This is a genomic window from Kaistella chaponensis (genome assembly GCF_900156725.1).
Taxonomy (GTDB): Bacteria; Bacteroidota; Bacteroidia; order Flavobacteriales; family Weeksellaceae; genus Kaistella; species Kaistella chaponensis.
Genome location: NZ_FTOI01000005.1, coordinates 1 through 18,529, shown reverse-complemented (window position 1 = coordinate 18,529; position 18,529 = coordinate 1). Strand labels below are relative to the sequence as shown.

Below are 18,529 nucleotides of genomic sequence, written 5' to 3'. Positions count from 1 at the left end.
TTATTTGTTAAATCTTTGGATTTTAAGAAAGTAATAATATTTTTTTTACTTTTATGTTATTGTAATATTCTTAAAAAGAGTAATTTTAACACTTCAAATTAAATTTTCATAATGAATAACAAGTTCATTCCTTTTATATCTGTTTTAATGACGATCTCGATGATTGTCTTCGTGACTTTGCAATTATATTGGATCAAAGAATTGTACTCAGCGTTGAATCAGGATTTTTCAAACAAAGTATATTCTTCTTTGGAATCTACGTCGATGAAAGCACAACAGCTTGAAGTTGACAAATACCTGAACCAATATTATAAGAATTTTGCAAAAAACGTAGTTGACAGCAGTAACCAACCCACGCAAACGTACATTCAACAAAACTCGGAAGCAGGGAATAAAAATACGATCACTTTTCAGAAAAGTATCGTCGAGAATAAAAACATTCCTATTTCGCAAAAAGGAGACAGTCTTACGCTGACCAAATTATATACGGATGAAGGGATTTTGAAGATTAAAAAACCACAGATTAGCTCGGAACCATTAACAGCGCAGTTAAGCAAAGACATCAATAACAACACCTATGCTTTGCGTGAATTTGCTAAATTAAGTGCTTCGAGTTTGCCCGTCGAAAAGCGAGTGGACGGGAAAACGTTGGATTCTATCTTAAATAAAGAATTAAGGTTGAATGGTTTGAATACGAAATTTGGTTTTGCGGTGTTGGATAAAAAAAATGAAGTCACCAAAGTTGTCAACGGTATTTTTAAGTCAGAAAAAGATAAAAGCGAGTACACTTATCCGCTTTTTACAGATAGCAAAGACCGAACACTTTATACTTTGGCGCTTGTTTTTCCCGATAAAAAGTATTCCCTCGCAAAAACTAATTTACCGATGTTGCTTGGAACGATTTTGTCCTTGCTCACGATTTTGGGGATCTATATTATTTCCATCAATTATATGATGAAGCAGAAAAAAATCGCAGAGGTCAAAACCGATTTTATTAATAATATGTCGCATGAATTTAAAACGCCTCTTGCCACGATTTCGGTTGCAACAGATTCATTGGCAAACGATAAAATCGCGACCAATCCAGAGAAAGTGAAGTATTATTCTGCCTTGATCAAGCAAGAAAACCTGCGCATGAAACATCAGGTGGAAAATATTTTGAATATGTCGAAACTGGAGCGTAATGAGGTGAAATTATTTTTAAAGGAAACCGATGTTAGAGCTTTGATCAAAAAGATTACAGAATCTTTCGGCCTAATTGTAGCACAGCGAAAAGGAACGTTGACTCAGGAATTCAATACAGAAAAATACCATTTTAAAATTGATGAATTTCATTTTTCGAATGCGCTCGTTAATCTTTTGGATAATGCCAATAAATATTCAACAGAAGCACCGGAAATTACTGTAAAAACAAGGAATGAAGGCAATTGGTACGTCATTGAAATTGCTGATAAAGGAATGGGAATGGAAACCGATAATAAAGTGCGGATTTTCGAAAAGTTCTTTAGAGAAGAAACAGGTAATATTCACAATGTAAAAGGGCAGGGTTTAGGATTGTCTTATGTGAAAAAAATTATCGAATTGCATAAAGGTCTCATTATTGTTGATTCCCAAAAAAATGTAGGAAGTACATTTACCATAAAATTACCGATGACTCCTAATCATCATAAAGCCTAAAAGAAGTATAACATTAAAAAAGGAAGAAGAAATCTTTAGCCTAAATAAATAAATTTAATCAATTGTATTATGAGTAACAGAATCTTATTAGTAGAAGACGACCAAAGTTTTGGGGCGGTTTTGAAAGATTATTTAACAATAAATAACTTTGAAGTGAACCTGGCTACAGATGGAGAGCAAGGTTTGAAAGAATTTACAGAAAACGAATTCGATATCTGTATTTTCGATGTAATGATGCCAAAAAAAGATGGTTTCAGTTTGGCAGAAGATGTAAAAAGAATCGACAAAAATATACCGATCATTTTTCTCACCGCTAGAAATATGCGCGAAGATATTCTGAAAGGTTATCAGTTAGGAGCCGACGATTATATTACAAAACCTTTTGATACAGAGCTTTTGCTTTATAAAATCAAAGCAATACTACAAAGAAGTGCAGTTTTGGAAGATGAAGAACAGGAACAATTCAAAATCAGCAATATCTTTTTCGATTCCATGTTGCGTCAATTAAGAGTTAATGATAATGAATACAAGCTTTCTCCAAAAGAGAATGAATTGTTGAAATTGCTTTGTATGCACCGAAACGACTTTATGCCAAGAGATTTAGCATTAAGAAAAATCTGGAAGAAGGAAAATTATTTTACTGCAAGAAGTATGGATGTGTATATCGCAAAATTGCGGAAATTACTGAGAGAAGATGATGGTTTAGAAATCATCAATGTTCACGGGGAAGGTTTCCGTTTGCTCGTGAAGAATTAAGAACAGAACTATTTAGATGGCGAAAAGACGCAGTTCTTTAAACCTTCGAAAAAAATAAAGCCGCTCTCTATTTGAAAGTGGCTTTATTTTTTTGTGATTAAAGGGTGTATTATTTTGCTTCGGCACAGAAAACGCGGTATGGAATTAGCCGGGCATCTTTAAATGATCTTTGTACATTGCCGAAATCGGATTTTGCAGTCTGTTTAGAAAGATAACTTCCTGCCATAACTTTATAATTAGGTCGTAGTGAAGCGTCGATTTCTACTTTCATGTTTGGGAATCTTCGGCGGAAATACATTCCCACTTCTCGCGCCTCCTCATTGCTTTTCACTACAGCTAACTGAATTTTGTACCCCATAATTCTTGGGTTTCTTCTGCAAATTTCTGCTCTTGAAAGTTCTCTTTTCGGCACAATTATTTTCGGAATATTCGAGTATGGAGAAGAGTCTGTCCCTTCGCTCCAAGATTTTGTCGGATTATGAGTGATATTGGGATTGCATTTATCCTCTACATTTCCCAGTAAATCATTAATCTTTTTATCCATTGTAATCGATAATGGAGTACCAGAAATGGTATCGATTTTTACAACTTGTTGGGCTTCAATGGTATTAATGGTAAGGAATAAAAAGACAGTGTATATTTTATGGATATATTTCATTTAGCTTTATTTTACGCAAATTTATAACAATTTAAAATTATACCAACATTTGTAATTTAGAACTATTATAAATTAACTTAAATGATAAATTGCAACACCGTTCTCTTCTTAATTTTCTGTTAAATGTGCTATTTTTGCCAAGTTAAAAGTAAACACAACACAATTTACTAACCCAAGATTTATATGATTAGTTGGAGAAAGCATTACAAAAGAGGTCTCATCGCAATATATGTGTTGCTATCGACCAGTGCTTCTATTTACGCGCAAGGAGACGCGAAAAATGGTGAGAAGCTTTTTAAAGCAAACTGTACCGCGTGTCACGCTTTAGATAAGCAATTGGTCGGTCCTGCTTTAGGGGGCGTTGTAGACAGGCTTAAAAAGGAGCAAAACTTAGATACAGATTGGATTCGTAAGTGGGTCAAAGACAATAAAGCACTGCGAGCTTCTGGTGACAAGTACGCCAATGAAGTTTTTGCAAAATTCAACAAAACCGAAATGCTTGCATTTCCTAATCTATCAGATAAGGATATCGATGATATTTTGGAGTATACTACAAATCCACCTGCTCCTGAACCTGCAGCAGACGCTGCAACTGCATCAGATACAAACTCTGTAGCTGCACTGGAAATGGCTCAAAAACAATCCACGAATTCAAAAGTTATTTTGATTTCACTGATTGCGATTGGTGGTTTGCTTTTGTGGTTGCTTTTAAAATTAAGACAGCTTGTAAAACTTCAACAAACAGAGGAATTAGCGGGACTTAATGCGACTAGAGCCGTTTCATTCGGTGATATGTATAGAAAATACAGTTACATTGGAAAAGGGGTCTTGGTAGTTTTAGGAATTTTTGCGGCATACGGAATTTGGAACTGGTTGATGTGGGTTGGTGTTTATAAAGGATACAAACCTGAGCAGCCGATTTATTTCTCTCACAAAATTCACGCAGGGGAAAACAAAATTGATTGTCAACTTTGTCACTCTTCCGCAAAATATGGAAAGGTTTCTGAAGTTCCTTCAATGAATGTTTGTATGAACTGTCACAAAATGATTTCCGAATACAAAGGAAAATACATCGAGCCAGGAAAAGACAAAGCATTCTATGATGGTGAGATTCAAAAAATATATTCTGCTGTTGGTTGGGATCCTGCTTCACAGCAATATACAGGCAAAACACAACCCGTGGAATGGACTAGGATCCATAATATGCCGGATTTCGTATACTTCAATCACGCGCAACACGTTGTAGCAGGAGAAAATGCAATTATAACTTCATTCAATAAGAAAAACCCTGAAGCTAAAATCGATGTGGTTTGTAAAGCATGTCACGGTCAAATTGATACCATGAATGTGGTACAGATGGCAAACGATTTCACAATGGGATGGTGTATCGAATGTCACAGAACTACAGAAGTGGATATGACCAATGGTTATAATAAAGAGTATTTCAAAAATCTACACGATAAATTGAAAAAACAATACGGTTCTGGTACCAAAGTTACAGTGGCTGCGATTGGAGGTCTTGAGTGTGGTAAATGTCATTATTAATAATAAAAAATTAGAAGTATCAATGGCTTCAAATAAAATACAATTCAGAAATATTCACGAACTGAAGGATCCAAGCTTAAACGGTAAGTTGGCCCTAAAAGAATTTCAGAACGAAATTCCGGTGGATGAATTATTAAGAGGCGATCAATCGAATGAGTCTGGAACTTCAAGAAGAAATTTCCTGAAACTTTTGGGATTTTCAACGGCAGCTGTAACTTTAGCAGCTTGTGAAGCTCCAGTAATTAAAACCATTCCTTATGTAGTTAAACCTCACGAAATAATTCCAGGAATTCCTAATTATTACGCGTCTACTTATTTTGATGGTTATGATTTCGCTAGTGTTTTGGTAAAAACCAGAGAAGGAAGACCGATTAAAATTGAGCCGAATCCTATGGCGAATGCGTTGGGTAAAACTAATGCGCGTGCACAAGCGGCGGTTCTTTCTCTTTATGATAATGACAAAGTAAAACAACCGAAACTCAACGGAAAAGATGATACTTTTGATAGTGTTGATGATTTCGTTTTAAAAGGTATATCGCAAGCGCAGGCTGCAGGGAAAAAGATTGTTGTATTGTCACATTCTTTTCCTTCACCAACTTTCAAGAAATTGTTTGCAGATTTCAAAACCAAATACCCTTCTGCAGAGTTAGTAACGTATGATGCGGTTCCGCATTCGGCAGCTTTAGATGCCGCTCAAGAAGTTTTCGGACAAAGAGCATTACCTGTTTATGACTTGTCGAAAACGCAGTTGGTCGTTTCTTTTCAGGCAGATTTCTTAGGAGATTATAATGGTGCTTCGCTAGAAACCAGCTATGGTGCAGCAAGAAAGCCTGGTCCAAATATGTTAAGACACATTCAGATCGAATCGAATTTGTCATTAACTGGAGCCAATGCTGATACAAGGGTTCAATTGAAACCAAGTGCAGTAAATAAAGTTTTAATTGAAGTTTATAATGGTCTTAATGGTGGAAGCGTAAGCAAAGAAGCGGGCGAGATCGTAAAAGAACTTCAGGCGAAAGGAAGCAATGCTGTTGTTTTCGCTGACGGTTCAAAAGGAGCTTTTGTTTTAGCTCATTTAATTAATCAAAAATTAGCATCAAGTGCTTTAACTGGAAAAGCAAATTTCCTTAAAGAATTTGATGGCGCAAAATATAAAGAATTCTTAGGTTGGATGTCTTCAGGACAAGTTGGTGTACTCATCGCTAACAATGTAAATCCAATTTATTCCAGCAATAAAGGAGAAGATTTTAGAAAAGCGCTAGAAAAAGTAGCTTGTGTCGTTGCAATTACCGACAAGAAAAATGAAATGTATAAGGCAGCAAAAGCTGTAATTCCTGTTGCAAATTGGTTAGAATCATGGGGTGATTTTGCGCCGCAAACTGGAGTTTATACTTTAATGCAACCAACCATTCAGAAAATATACAAGTCTAGACAAATCGAAGATTCACTTTTGGTTTGGATGAATGGAAAAGGAAATCCTGCTAATAATTATTACGATTATTTAAAAGCGAATGCAGCTACACTAATTGGTGGAACTACATTTAATAAAGCTCTTTATAATGGGGTGATTGCAGGTGGTAATCCTTCCGGTATTTCTTACGCTGCTGGAAATGCACAGCAAGCAATCACTGAACTGAGCAGTTTTAAATCAGCTGATTTAGAATTAGTTCTTTATACCAAAACTGCAATTGGAGACGGTACTCAAGCAAACAATCCTTGGTTGCAAGAACTTCCAGATCCTATTACAAGATTATCGTGGGATAATTATTTGACCGTTTCTCCAGGAGATGCTGAAAAATTAGGTCTTAACAATGATTTGAATGCGAGAATGCAGTTGGGTGGATCTATTGTTAACGTAACAGTTAATGGCGTTACAATAAAAGATGTTCCTGTATTTGTGCAGCCTGGTCAAGCAGATGGCTCGTTCGGACTTGCACTTGGATATGGTAAAAAAGATTCTGGAAAAGTTGCCGAAACAGGTGTTAATGCTTATCCTTTATTTGATGGCTCTAACTCAATTTTATCAAATGTAAAAATTGAGAAAACTGGTGGCGATCATGAATTTGCAGGAATGCAGCTTCAAAATACTTTGATGGGTCGTTATGAAATTGCTAGAGAAGTTCCTTTGGATACTTTCTTGAATGTAAAATTCGACGACGAAAAATTAGGTTGGAACAAACCTTTAGAATATCATACTATCGGTGGTGCAATGCCTGCAGGTAAAATAGATCTTTGGGATGCTTTTGATGATACCGATGGTCCTCACTTTAATTTATCAGTAGATTTGAATTCTTGTACAGGATGTGGCGCTTGTGTCATCGCTTGTCAAGCTGAAAATAATGTTCCTGTAGTTGGGAAAGCGGAAGTAAGAATGTCTCGAGATATGTTTTGGTTAAGAATTGACCGTTACTACTCAACTGATATCCCTGCGAATGTTGATTTGAATAAAGATGGTAAACTTTCTCAGGAAGAAGCAATCTCGGCAGATCTTGATGTTCCTGGAATGTATGGTCATTTCTTAGACAAGAAAAGCGGTATTTTAAATCATCCTGCGAATAATCCGGATGTGATTTTCCAACCGGTAATGTGTCAACATTGCAACCATGCTCCATGTGAAACAGTTTGTCCAGTTGCGGCAACTTCTCACGGGAAGCAAGGTCAAAATCAGATGGCTTATAACAGATGTATCGGTACAAGATATTGCGCCAATAACTGTCCTTATAAAGTAAGAAGATTCAACTGGTTTACTTACAATTTGAATGATAAATTCGACTTTAATCAAAATAATGATTTAGGAAGAATGGTTCTAAATCCTGATGTTGTTGTAAGAACAAGAGGGGTTATGGAAAAATGTTCGATGTGTATTCAGATGACACAGAACACCATTTTAGAAGCTAAGAAAGAGGGAAGAACAATCAAAGATGGTGAGTTCACCACTGCTTGTGTGAATGCTTGTCCAACCACCGCTTTAAAATTCGGTGATATGAATGACAAAAATTCAGAAATTCGGGCGCTTTTCAGCACCAATAGAAGATATACTTTGTTGGAAGAAATTGGTACAAAACCAAATGTATTCTACCATACCAAAGTAAGAAACAGAAAAGAAAATAACGTTTAAATAATAAATAGGTAAAAAATGTCAGGACATTACGAAGCTCCGATAAGGGAACCTTTAATTATTGGTCATAAGACTTATCACGATATCTCCGAAGATATTGCAAGACCTATCGAGGAACGCGCAGGTAAACTGTGGTGGGTTTCCTTTTGGATCGCCTTAACCTTATTCCTTTACGGGTTTGGGTGTATCGCTTATACAATTGGGACCGGAATCGGTGCATGGGGACTTAATAGAACCAATAACTGGGGATGGGATATTACCAACTTCGTTTGGTGGGTAGGAATCGGTCACGCCGGAACCTTAATCTCCGCAGTATTGTTATTATTTAGACAAAGATGGAGAATGTCTGTTAACCGTTCTGCGGAAGCAATGACAATCTTTGCTGTAGTTCAGGCGGCTATTTTCCCAGTAATTCACATGGGTAGAGTTTGGGTAGGATACTGGGTTTTCCCTTTACCGAACCAATTTGGTTCATTATGGACCAATTTTAACTCGCCTTTACTTTGGGATGTATTTGCAATTTCAACGTATTTCTCCGTATCAACCGTTTTCTGGTTTATGGGATTAATTCCTGACTTTGCAATGATTAGAGACCGGGCAAAAACGCCTTGGACAAAAAGAATTTATACCTTCCTCGCATTTGGGTGGGGTGGTAAAGCAAAACACTGGCAACGTTTCGAAGAACTATCTTTGGTATTAGCTGGTTTAGCAACTCCATTGGTATTCTCAGTACACACCACGGTATCTTTTGACTTTGCAACCTCTGTAATTAAAGGATGGCACTCAACTATTTATCCACCGTATTTCGTTGCAGGAGCAGTTTTCTCTGGATTTGCAATGGTACAAACACTATTGTTAGTTGCGAGAAAAGTGTGTCACCTTGAGGATTACATTACCATGTATCACATCGAAATCATGAATATCGTTATCATCATTACTGGTGGAATGGTAACTGTAGCGTATGGTACAGAGTATTTCATCGGTTGGTATTCAGGTTCAAGATATGAAGATTTTACATACCTTTCTCCGGGTGCAGCAACCGGTCCTTATTGGTGGGCATTCTGGGCATTGATTACTTGTAACTTAATTGTTCCTGCATTATTCTGGTTCAAAAGAGTACGAACTAATATTATGGCAACCTTTATTATCGCCCTAATTATTAACATCGGGATGTGGTTCGAAAGATTTGATATTATCGTTATCAATATTTCCAGAGATTATTTACCAAGTTCATGGACAATGTTTAAGCCAACCATCATTGATGTTGGAGTGTTTCTAGGAACAATAGGATTTTTTGGAGTATTATTTTTATTATACGCAAGAACGTTCCCTGTAATTGCACAGGCTGAGCTGAAAACTATTCTGAAAATATCAGGTGAAACTTATAAAACTAAAGAAGAAGAAGATGAGCACCACTAAAATAGTATTTGGTATTTATGCCGACGATGATGATTTGTTAAACGGTGTACACGCTTTCAACGAAAAAGGAATTGCGATTAACGAGGTGTATACTCCTTTTCCGGTTCACGGTCTTGACAAAGCTTTGGGTTTAAGAAAAACAAGAATTTCAGATGCTGCTTTTATGTACGCAGTCTACGGTTTATGTATAGGAGTTACTGTCACTTGGTACACCATGAACCATGATTGGGCACAGAATATCGGAGGAAAACCTTCATTTGATTGGGGACACAACATGCCTGCATTCGTAGTTCCAATGTTTGAACTTATGGTTTTCTGTGCAGCGCACATGATGTCTCTTACCTTTTTGATTAGAAATAAAATGTATCCAGGTTGTCCACCTCAAAATCCGGATCCACGAACTACAGACGATAAATTTATGATGGAGTTTGTAACCGATAATGTTGATGCAGTAAAACAAATCTTGATCGATACCGGTGTTGAAGAAATAACTGTAAAAGATGCTTAAAATGAAAGAGAATATAATTAAAATTACAGCAATCATAGGATTTGTAGCATTTTCATTAAGTTCTTGCAGCAAAGAAAATCCGCCTTTGGTTTATTTTCCAGATATGTATTTTCCTGTAGCTTATGATCCTTTGATGAAAGCAGATATTGCTTATTCTGATCATGAAAATGAAATTCCAGCATTTGTAAAAAATAATGGTGCAACAGGTTTAGGCCCAGTAAACGGAACGGTTTCTCATGATGTAGATGGAGTTGCAGATGTTGCAATGAATGCTGCGATGACTCCTGATCAATACAATGGAGGTTATGACGAATCAAAATTGATCGTTGCTTCCCCTTTAAATCCTGCAAATCAGAAAAAAGATATTGAAAGAGGAAAAGGTTTATATGAAAAAACTTGTTCAGCTTGCCACGGAACCGCGGGTGACGGACAAGGTCCAATTGTTGTGAGTGGCGCTTATTCAGGTGTTCCTAATTATGCAGATAGACAAATTACTGTGGGCTCTGTACATTATGTATTAACAAATGGTAGAAACTCAATGGGTTCTTACGCAGGTCAGTTAACTCCTGGTGATCGATGGAGAGTTGCTTTGTATATTATGAGTGCTTTCAAGGGAGGAGTAAATCCTGCACCAGCTGCAACTACAGCAATGCCAATGGCAGCAACAACAGTTGATGCAAAACCAGCAGACGCAGCAAATGTAACGACGAGTCCTAAAAAATAAAAAGAAATAAAACATGTATAGTTTTTCACCTAAATTAAGATTATATTCAATCATATTTATCGTTCTGGGATTGGTGCTTTTTGGCGCAGGGTATTTTATGAATCACGGAATGGATGATGCCAGAATTGAACATATGATGGAGGCAGCTCATGCAAGCGGAAATCATGCACCTACCAACTCAAGTCAAATGGTAGGACCACAAGATCACGCAGCACACTTAGAGCATGCAAAGCATCAGATTCACAATCAGCCTTTGGCAGCAATTCATACTGTTTCAGTATTTTTATTCGCTCTTAGCTGTTGTGCATTATTCTTTTATTGTATTCAAAACGCTGCACATGCAGGTTGGTCTATTATAATCTTAAGAGTAATGGAAGCAATCGCTTCTTTTATTCCGTACGCAGGAGCGCTTGTTGTAATCCTAATGATTTTAAATGTAACCCATACCGGTCATATTTTCCATTGGATGGATCCTGAATTGACAACTCCTGGTGATAAGAATTTTGATCCTATTCTTTTTGAAAAGAAAAAGTTTTTAAATATTCCTTTCTATGTTTTCCGAACTTTATTCTATGTAATCGGAGCTTCCTTCTTCGTTTGGAAATTGAAATCGCTTTCTAAAAAAGTAGATGAAACAAAAAGTAGAAAAGTGTATGCAAGTTATTACAGTTGGAGTATTGGCTATATTGCTTTCTTCGGTTTCTGTTCTGCAGCTTGGGCATGGGATTGGTTGATGTCGATTGACCCGCATTGGTATTCTACCATGTATATTTGGTATGCAATGGTAAGTGCATGGGCTTCAGCTTTGGCCGTAATTATCCTAATCAGTGTATATTTAAAGAAAACTGGTGTTCTTCCACAATTTAATGATAACCATTTGCATGATTTAGGGGTATTCTTATTCGCATTAAGTATGCTTTGGACGTATACCTTTTTCGCGCAGTTCATGTTGTATTGGTATGCAAACGTACCAGAAGAGGTTAATTATTTCTTCGGTAGATTCCAATATTACAAAAGTGTGTTCTTTATTATTTTGATTTTGAACTTTTTGCTACCACTTTCAGTAATGGTAAGTTCAAGCATCAAGAGAAATTATAAAGTGGTTTCTATAATGGCAGTAATTGTTATTTGTGGGCAATGGTTGGTTTATTTCAACATGGTAATGCCTGGAACAATTGGACCATTTTGGAAAACGCCAGAAGTATTTTTACTAAATGCAGGTTCTATTTTATTTGGAGCAGGATCGTTTGTTCTCGTCGTGTTAACTACACTTTCCAAATTGCAACTAATTCCAGTAGGAAATCCTTTCCTTAAGGAATCTAAAATTTATGAGTATCCGTTCTAAACGAATCAAAATAGTATTCAAAATCATTATCCCGGCTTTATGTCGGGATTTTTTTTAAATTTGTACAAACCACCTTTTATGAAACGAATATTTTTGTTATTACTCTTTGCATTTTTTCTAATCGCTTGCAAAAAAGATAGCGTTGATGCAACTACAACGCAAACGCTGCAATCTAGTATTAATGATATGACTTCTAGTTTGAATACCCTACAGCAGGTGAAATTCAATGAAGCACTGTATATTCTTAAAACATTTGGTGTTGAAGCTGATACAGATGTCGACGAGTTGAAAGCTTTAGGGAAATTAATCAACGGTAAAAAAGTTCCAGAAGTGTTTAATCTTGCGGATCAGGTTGCCCAAAAAAATGGCATCGATTGGTCAAGTACAGGTCCACCTTCTTTAGGGGAAATGAATATTTTTGGAGATGTTTTAGCGAAAGAAGCTGATCCTAACGATATTTCGGCGAGCTCATTAAATGTTAGTACCATTCCAATGGCATTTGACAGTATTTTGGGTCCGAAATCTTTACAGATTGTCCCACGATTAGTTGATAATTTAGGAAAACCTGTTGCATTTACTGGTGCAGGTTTGGAAGCTATTTTAGAGGTTTTTAGTAACGGTACAAAAATCCTTACTTCAAAAAATTTAATGAGGGATAATAATTTCAAAGGCTTTAATTTGAAATTTTCTTCTTTACCTTCCCAAAAGGTTATCGACAATAAAATTGATATTACGGTTTCAGTGAAAACCACCAAAAAGACCTATAAAATGTCAAAAATTGGTGTTGCTGTAAATCCGAATGCGCTTTCTGTACCCGCAGTAAATCCTACTGATGGTACCGAAAAAGTACCAAATACAACTCCAAATGCAACCGGAGATTCTACTGATCCGCAAACAGCTACACCTGTTCCTCCTGCAGCCGATCCAAAGTCTAGCGTTTCAAAATTCCTGAGCAGCCTGAATTCACAAAATCTAAAAGGAGCCTACGAAACCTCAGATAATCCGAATTGGGGTTCATTTGATAATTTTTCCAATCCGACTTCCGGGTTTGGTGGTGTAAAAAGCATTAATGTGAAAAACATTGCAGCAGGAAGCACAAGTTCGAATTCCTCTAGTGTGAATGCAACGTACGATGTGACTGATAAAAACGGAAAAACCACTTCGCTTCAAGTAACTTTTGGCTTGAAAAATGTAAATGGTGAATGGAAAATTTCTAGCTACAAAATAAATTAAAATGACAAATTCCGAATTAGTTCAGCGACTAGAAGAAACCATAGAAAATATCCCCGATTTCCCGAAACCAGGAATTCAGTTCAAAGATATTACTCCCATTTTTCTTGATCCAAAATTGTATGAGGAAGTCATCGCAGATCTCGCCAATTTCAGTCGTGGGAAAGTTGATGCCGTTTGCGGAATTGAAAGTCGAGGCTACCTTTTTGGGATTGCAATTGCAGTTGCACTAGAAGTTCCCTTTATTTTAATTCGGAAAAAAGGAAAATTACCACCTCCTTTTGTCAGTGAGAAATATGATTTAGAGTATGGTTCCGCAGAAATAGAAATGCGCATAGGACAACTTAAACCGGGGCAAAGAGTTTTGGTACACGATGATTTATTAGCAACAGGCGGAACAACTGAAGCCGCTGCAAAATTAGTAGAAAAACAAGGTGCAAAAGTAGCGCAGTTTAGTTTTTTAATTGGTTTAAAAGACCTTCTTGGAGAACAAAAATTAGCACAATTCAAAGTACCTGTTCATTCAATTTTAGAGTATTAAATTTCTGATTTTCCGCAGACAATTCTCCCAGAGATGATTTCTAATTTGTTTAAAAAATGTTTTTTCAGACATAATTTTGTAAATCGTTCAAAAACAGTTAAATTTGCACTTCAATTTTTACAATAATTATGGCAAAACAGCATACATCGCACACGAACAATAAAGAAATGGAAGGAAAGGAAACTGTTGAAGTTTTCAAAGACTTAGACCGAGGTGCATTAGATACTGAAAGATTCGTAGAAAAGCACGCGAAAACCCTGATGACTATTTTTGGCGCTATGGTTTTGGCCGTTTTGGGATATTTTGCTTACCAACAATTTTACGTAGGACCACGCAATGAGGAAGCCATCATCAGTTATCTCTCTGCTCAGAAAAATTTAGCAGACGGTAAAGATGAATTGGCATTGGGTGGGAAAACTGCTGCAAATCCAGGGTTCTTGGGAACTTACAATGATTATTCAGGAACTAAAGTTGGAAAGCTTTCTGTGTACAATGCAGGTCTTCTTAAGTTTAAAGAAGGAAAATATCAAGAAGCTTACGATTTATTGGATAAATTTTCTTCTGATAATAAAGTTTTAATTGCCTTGAAATACGGCGCAATGGCAGATTGCCAATCAAATCTTAACAAAAATGAGGATGCATTATCACTTTTAGATAAAGCAACCACTGCTTCAGATGATCCTTACACTTCTTATTATTTCACCAGAAAAGCAGGTTTGGTTTCATTGGCATTAAAGAAAAATGCAGAGGCTAAAAAATATTTCACAACCATCGATGAAAAATATCAGGATTACGATAATGGGATGTCTGATTCTTATATCGAAATGGTAAAATATTACTAAAAAAATAAACGATGGCAACTGTAAATCTTTCCGATTACAAACCATTACAAATTAATGATGCCGGTTCTTTTAGAATTGGCATTGTTGTTTCAGAATGGAATGATTTTGTAACGCACAATCTTCGCGATGGTGCCCTAGAAGTCCTCAAAAAAGAGGGCGTCAAAGAAGAAAACATTAAAATCTTTAAAGTTCCAGGGGCTTTTGAGTTGAATTACGCTTCGATGCAGCTGTGTAAAGAAGGGATTTTTGACGCCGTTATTGCCATTGGTTGCGTAATTCGTGGTGAAACTCCACATTTTGATTATGTTTGCTCTGCAGTTGCGCAAGGAATTAAAGACTGTAATATTATGACTGATGTACCTACTATTTTCTGCCTTTTAACAGATGATACAGCGGAACAGTCTATCGCAAGAAGCGGCGGAAATTTGGGCAACAAAGGAATTGAAGCTGCAGTTACAGCTTTGCAAATGATTGATTTTAAAAGAAATTTAAATTCTAAATTGAAGCAAATCGGGTTTTAGGTTGTAGGGGAATACAAATGATTCTAAATTTTGAAAATCCTGATATTGAATAAAAGTCCCGACCTATTTATTTTCTTTCGTGAAAATTTTGGGAATAAATCATTTTATCCAGTCAAAAAGATGCGCATCAGTAATAAATTTTTCAATAGAGATCTGTAAAAAAAAGAAGCATGATGAACACCAATGTTATTAATAATTACGCAAAGCTCAAGTGCTCCATTTTTATTTTACCTTTGGTTCTGCTCCTAGCAATTGTTCTGTTTCTTTACCGCGAAGATTCTTTAAATGCCTATCAATACACACAAATTCAAAAAGATTGCTTCTTTTTTCTCAATCACCATTTAGGTCAATTTCCCAACTTAGAGTATAATCTTACTCAAATTGGTGATGCTTCTATTTTTCTGTCTTTTCTAATTATTTTCGTGGTGTATGCACCTCAAATTTGGGAGGCTTTAATATCGGCTTCCTTAGTTTCTCTATTGTTTTCTAAAATTTTAAAGAATTTTTTTGATGTTCCAAGACCAGCAGTGGTTTACGATAATGATCTTTTTACCATTGTCGGGAAAACAGCTGTTGGATACTCCAGTTTGCCTTCTGGTCATTCGATCACCATCTTTACTTCGCTTACCATATTGCTCTATGCTTTTATGCCCAAAGATTTTAAGCTCAAATTTTTATGGTTTTTTTTCATCGTCGTCTTGGGATTATTTATTGCTTTCTCAAGAGTAGGAGTTGGAGCGCATCATCCACTGGATGTTATTATTGGCAGCATTATCGGATATATTTCTGCAATTATCGGTATTTTTATTAGCAGAAAATATAAAATTTGGCATTGGGTGGGTTACAAAAAATATTATCCAATTTTTATCGTGTTGATTTTGGGAAGTGGCATTTCCATAATCAGTAAGATAGTCAATGATCAATTAGTGATCTATTACTTGGCATTCATTAGTTTATGCGTTTCACTTTATAAAATTGTGTACATCTATGTTAAAAAATAATTTTAAAATTACTCATTTTGTTGTCATTATGAGTTCGCTTCTTTTCATATTATTTCATTATCCTTTTTTTAAATTTGTCTTTAATAATGTAGATTACAAAAGCTTTACCGGCGTTTCTATCATTGTTAGTTTAGTGATCGCAATGTTGGTCGCTAATGCTTTTGCCCTATTCCTGATTTTCTTTTTGTCGCGTTTAGTGGGAAAAATTTTATTGGTACTATTCTTTATTATCAACGCGGTTGCAGTGTACTTTATAAATACATACAGCGTTATCATCGATGAAAGTATGATCGGAAACGTTCTCAATACGAACTATTCCGAATCCAGCAGTTTTTTTTCTATTAAATTGGTTTTGTATGTTGTTTTATTGGGAATTTTACCCAGTATTTTTATCGTTAAAGCCAAAATTATCACTGTAACTGTTAAGAAGTTTTTGGTCTCCATTTCGCTCACTTTATTGTTTCTTTTAACCTTAGCTTTTGCCAATGCTAGCAATTGGTTATGGATCGATAAAAATTCAAAAACATTGGGCGGACTTGCAATGCCGTGGTCGTATGCTGTCAATATTCCTCTGTTTTATATTCATCAATTCAAGAAAAACGAGAAAGAAATATTGTTACCAGATGCCACTATAAAAGATAACCAAAAATCTGTGGTAATCTTGGTGATCGGCGAATCCGCAAGAAGTGAAAATTTTTCTTTATACGGTTACCCAAAAAATACCAATCCGTTACTTTCTAAAATTCCGAACGTTTCTCATTTTAATGCGACTTCCGATGCGACCTACACAACTGCAGGGGTAAAAAGCATTGTGGAACACGAAAATACTGACGAGTTGTATGAAATTCTACCCAATTATTTGTACAGAAATAATGTTGATGTCATTTGGCGTACTACAAACTGGGGAGAACCTCCTGTTCATATCAAAAATTATGAAAACAGAGAAGCTTTAATGCCCAACTGCAAAGGCGATGATTGTGATTATGACGGTATTCTTCTGTCTGGATTGAAAGAACAGATTTTAGCCAGCAAAAAAAACAAAATTTTAATTGTATTGCACACCAGTACAAGTCATGGTCCTACTTATAGTAAGAAATATCCTGCAAAGTTTGAAATTTTCAAACCTGTCTGCAACAGCGTTGAACTGGGAAATTGTTCTCATGCAGAACTTGTCAATGCGTACGACAATACGATTGTTTACACCGATTATCTCTTAGCAAATGTGATAGAGGATTTGAAGCAGCTGCAAGAGTATAAAAGTGCGATGATTTTTGTTTCTGATCATGGCGAGTCTTTAGGCGAAAATAACCTTTATATGCATGGTTTACCGCGAAGTATTGCACCGAAACAACAATACGAGATCCCATTTATCGTTTGGACTTCTGATAACAGTGCGCGACAAATGAAACCCAATAAAATACTTACTCAAAATTATGTCTTTCACAGTGTTTTAAATTTTTTAAACATTCAAAGTCCTATTTATAAGGAGCAAATGAACATATTTAAGTAATCTTAGTTTGGAATGTTTTGTAGAATCTGAAGAAAATCTGATCACAAAACATGAATAGAAGTGTGCCAAATGTTGGATTACTAAAAAGAAAATATGCGCTATCGATAAATTTTTTGTAATTTTAAATTTGATTAATACTTTAAAAAATTCTTTATGAAATGGACCAACGATAGAAGTGGTAATGTTGATGATCGACGCGGCTCCGGTGGAGGAGGCGGAATGTTGGTCGGTGGCGGTTTAGGAACGCTGATTATTGCTGCAATTGTGTTTTTTTTAGGAGGTGATCCTTCTGCAATACTTTCTTCTGGGATGCAAAATTCTGGTCAACAAACAGAACAGCGCGATTTAAGTGCCAATGAATTAAAAGTAAAAGATTTTGTTTCCATGGTTACCGCCGAAACCGAGCAGACTTGGACCAAAATTTTTCAGGAAAACAGAATGCAATATCGTGCTCCAAAAGTGGTGATGTTTGAAAGCGTAACCCAATCTGGTTGTGGAACTGCGCAAGCTGCGATGGGACCTTTTTATTGTCCTGCAGATCAAACTGTTTATATGGATATGAGTTTTTTCCAAGAACTTGAACAAAAATTTGGCGCAAAAGTGACCGAATTTTCTATCGCTTATGTGATGGCACATGAAATCGGGCATCACGTACAAACTTTGTTAGGAACTACTCAAAAAGTAGATCAATTAAGAGGAAGATATTCAGAAGCCGAAATGAACAGGGTTTCTGTAGCTACCGAACTTCAGGCAGATTTTTATGCAGGAGTTTGGGCGCGACAAACCGATAACAGAGAACAAATTTTAGAACCAGGAGACATCGAATCTGCAATTTCTGCGGCAGAAGCTGTTGGTGATGACAATATTCAAAAACGTTCGCAAGGTTATGTAAACCAAGAAGGTTTCACCCACGGAAGTTCGGCACAAAGAAAAGAATGGTTTATGAAAGGGTACAACACCGGAGATATTCGACAAGGGGATACTTTCAATGCCTTGTTGAAATAAACCATCATCACTTTAAAAATTAGAATTCCCGAAATAGACTGCACCCAAAAGTTTAGACAAAATTAAACAATATTATTAAAGGAAAGAGTTCGGTACTGTACCGGGCTCTTTCCTTTTAAATTAAGCCTT

General features: G+C 36.1%; 16 protein-coding genes. 15 read left to right on the top strand and 1 reads right to left on the bottom strand.

Annotated features, from left to right (window positions below):
• Nucleotides 1-111 precede the first annotated feature (111 nt).
• Entirely contained in the window at nucleotides 112-1,677 is a 1,566-nt protein-coding gene (locus tag BW932_RS06425) for a sensor histidine kinase (RefSeq protein WP_076386589.1), read from the top strand.
• A gap of 69 nt (nucleotides 1,678-1,746) precedes the next feature.
• Nucleotides 1,747-2,433, top strand: a complete 687-nt coding sequence (locus tag BW932_RS06420) for a response regulator transcription factor (RefSeq protein ID WP_076386587.1) — start codon at nucleotides 1,747-1,749, stop codon at nucleotides 2,431-2,433.
• Between the two features lie 109 nt (nucleotides 2,434-2,542).
• Here the strand turns inward: BW932_RS06420 and BW932_RS06415 are convergent, their stop codons facing one another.
• Nucleotides 2,543-3,091, bottom strand: a complete 549-nt coding sequence (locus BW932_RS06415) for a sporulation protein (protein ID WP_076386585.1) — start codon at nucleotides 3,089-3,091, stop codon at nucleotides 2,543-2,545.
• Between the two features lie 183 nt (nucleotides 3,092-3,274).
• On the opposite strand from BW932_RS06415, the gene BW932_RS06410 reads away from it, so the two are divergent.
• From BW932_RS06410 to ypfJ, 13 genes are all read left to right on the top strand, one after another.
• Nucleotides 3,275-4,636, top strand: a complete 1,362-nt coding sequence (locus BW932_RS06410; RefSeq protein ID WP_076386583.1) for a c-type cytochrome — start codon at nucleotides 3,275-3,277, stop codon at nucleotides 4,634-4,636.
• Nucleotides 4,637-4,658: 22 nt separating this feature from the next.
• The gene (locus BW932_RS06405; protein WP_076386852.1) at nucleotides 4,659-7,754 is read left to right on the top strand and encodes a TAT-variant-translocated molybdopterin oxidoreductase; all 3,096 of its coding nucleotides are present in this window, start codon (nucleotides 4,659-4,661) and stop codon (nucleotides 7,752-7,754) included.
• A gap of 18 nt (nucleotides 7,755-7,772) precedes the next feature.
• Nucleotides 7,773-9,173, top strand: coding sequence for an NrfD/PsrC family molybdoenzyme membrane anchor subunit (nrfD, locus tag BW932_RS06400; protein WP_076386581.1), 1,401 nt, complete (start codon nucleotides 7,773-7,775; stop codon nucleotides 9,171-9,173).
• On the top strand, nucleotides 9,160-9,681 hold the full coding sequence (locus tag BW932_RS06395; protein ID WP_076386579.1) for a DUF3341 domain-containing protein: 522 nt from the start codon (nucleotides 9,160-9,162) through the stop codon (nucleotides 9,679-9,681). The genes nrfD and BW932_RS06395 overlap by 14 nt, the downstream gene beginning before the upstream one ends.
• The gene (locus BW932_RS06390) at nucleotides 9,674-10,405 is read left to right on the top strand and encodes a c-type cytochrome (RefSeq protein WP_084566461.1); all 732 of its coding nucleotides are present in this window, start codon (nucleotides 9,674-9,676) and stop codon (nucleotides 10,403-10,405) included. The genes BW932_RS06395 and BW932_RS06390 overlap by 8 nt, the downstream gene beginning before the upstream one ends.
• A gap of 13 nt (nucleotides 10,406-10,418) precedes the next feature.
• Nucleotides 10,419-11,750: a quinol:cytochrome C oxidoreductase gene (locus BW932_RS06385; protein WP_076386577.1), complete on the top strand. Its 1,332-nt coding sequence runs from the start codon at nucleotides 10,419-10,421 to the stop codon at nucleotides 11,748-11,750.
• A gap of 78 nt (nucleotides 11,751-11,828) precedes the next feature.
• Nucleotides 11,829-12,983, top strand: coding sequence for an NTF2-like N-terminal transpeptidase (locus BW932_RS06380; RefSeq protein WP_076386850.1), 1,155 nt, complete (start codon nucleotides 11,829-11,831; stop codon nucleotides 12,981-12,983).
• A 1-nt stretch (nucleotide 12,984) separates the two neighbouring features.
• Entirely contained in the window at nucleotides 12,985-13,521 is a 537-nt protein-coding gene (locus BW932_RS06375; RefSeq protein WP_076386575.1) for an adenine phosphoribosyltransferase, read from the top strand.
• 128 nt (nucleotides 13,522-13,649) lie between these two features.
• A complete protein-coding gene (locus tag BW932_RS06370; RefSeq protein ID WP_076386573.1) occupies nucleotides 13,650-14,363 on the top strand; it encodes a YfgM family protein in 714 nt (237 codons plus the stop codon).
• Between the two features lie 11 nt (nucleotides 14,364-14,374).
• Complete coding sequence (gene ribH / locus BW932_RS06365; protein ID WP_076386571.1) at nucleotides 14,375-14,884, top strand: 6,7-dimethyl-8-ribityllumazine synthase; 510 nt, start codon at nucleotides 14,375-14,377, stop codon at nucleotides 14,882-14,884.
• 170 nt (nucleotides 14,885-15,054) lie between these two features.
• Nucleotides 15,055-15,885, top strand: a complete 831-nt coding sequence (locus tag BW932_RS06360) for a phosphatase PAP2 family protein (protein WP_076386569.1) — start codon at nucleotides 15,055-15,057, stop codon at nucleotides 15,883-15,885.
• Entirely contained in the window at nucleotides 15,872-17,395 is a 1,524-nt protein-coding gene (eptA, locus tag BW932_RS06355; protein WP_076386567.1) for a phosphoethanolamine--lipid A transferase EptA, read from the top strand. Before BW932_RS06360 ends, eptA begins: the two co-directional genes overlap by 14 nt.
• A 153-nt stretch (nucleotides 17,396-17,548) precedes the next feature.
• A complete protein-coding gene (gene ypfJ, locus BW932_RS06350) occupies nucleotides 17,549-18,400 on the top strand; it encodes a KPN_02809 family neutral zinc metallopeptidase (protein WP_076386565.1) in 852 nt (283 codons plus the stop codon).
• Nucleotides 18,401-18,529 lie beyond the last annotated feature (129 nt).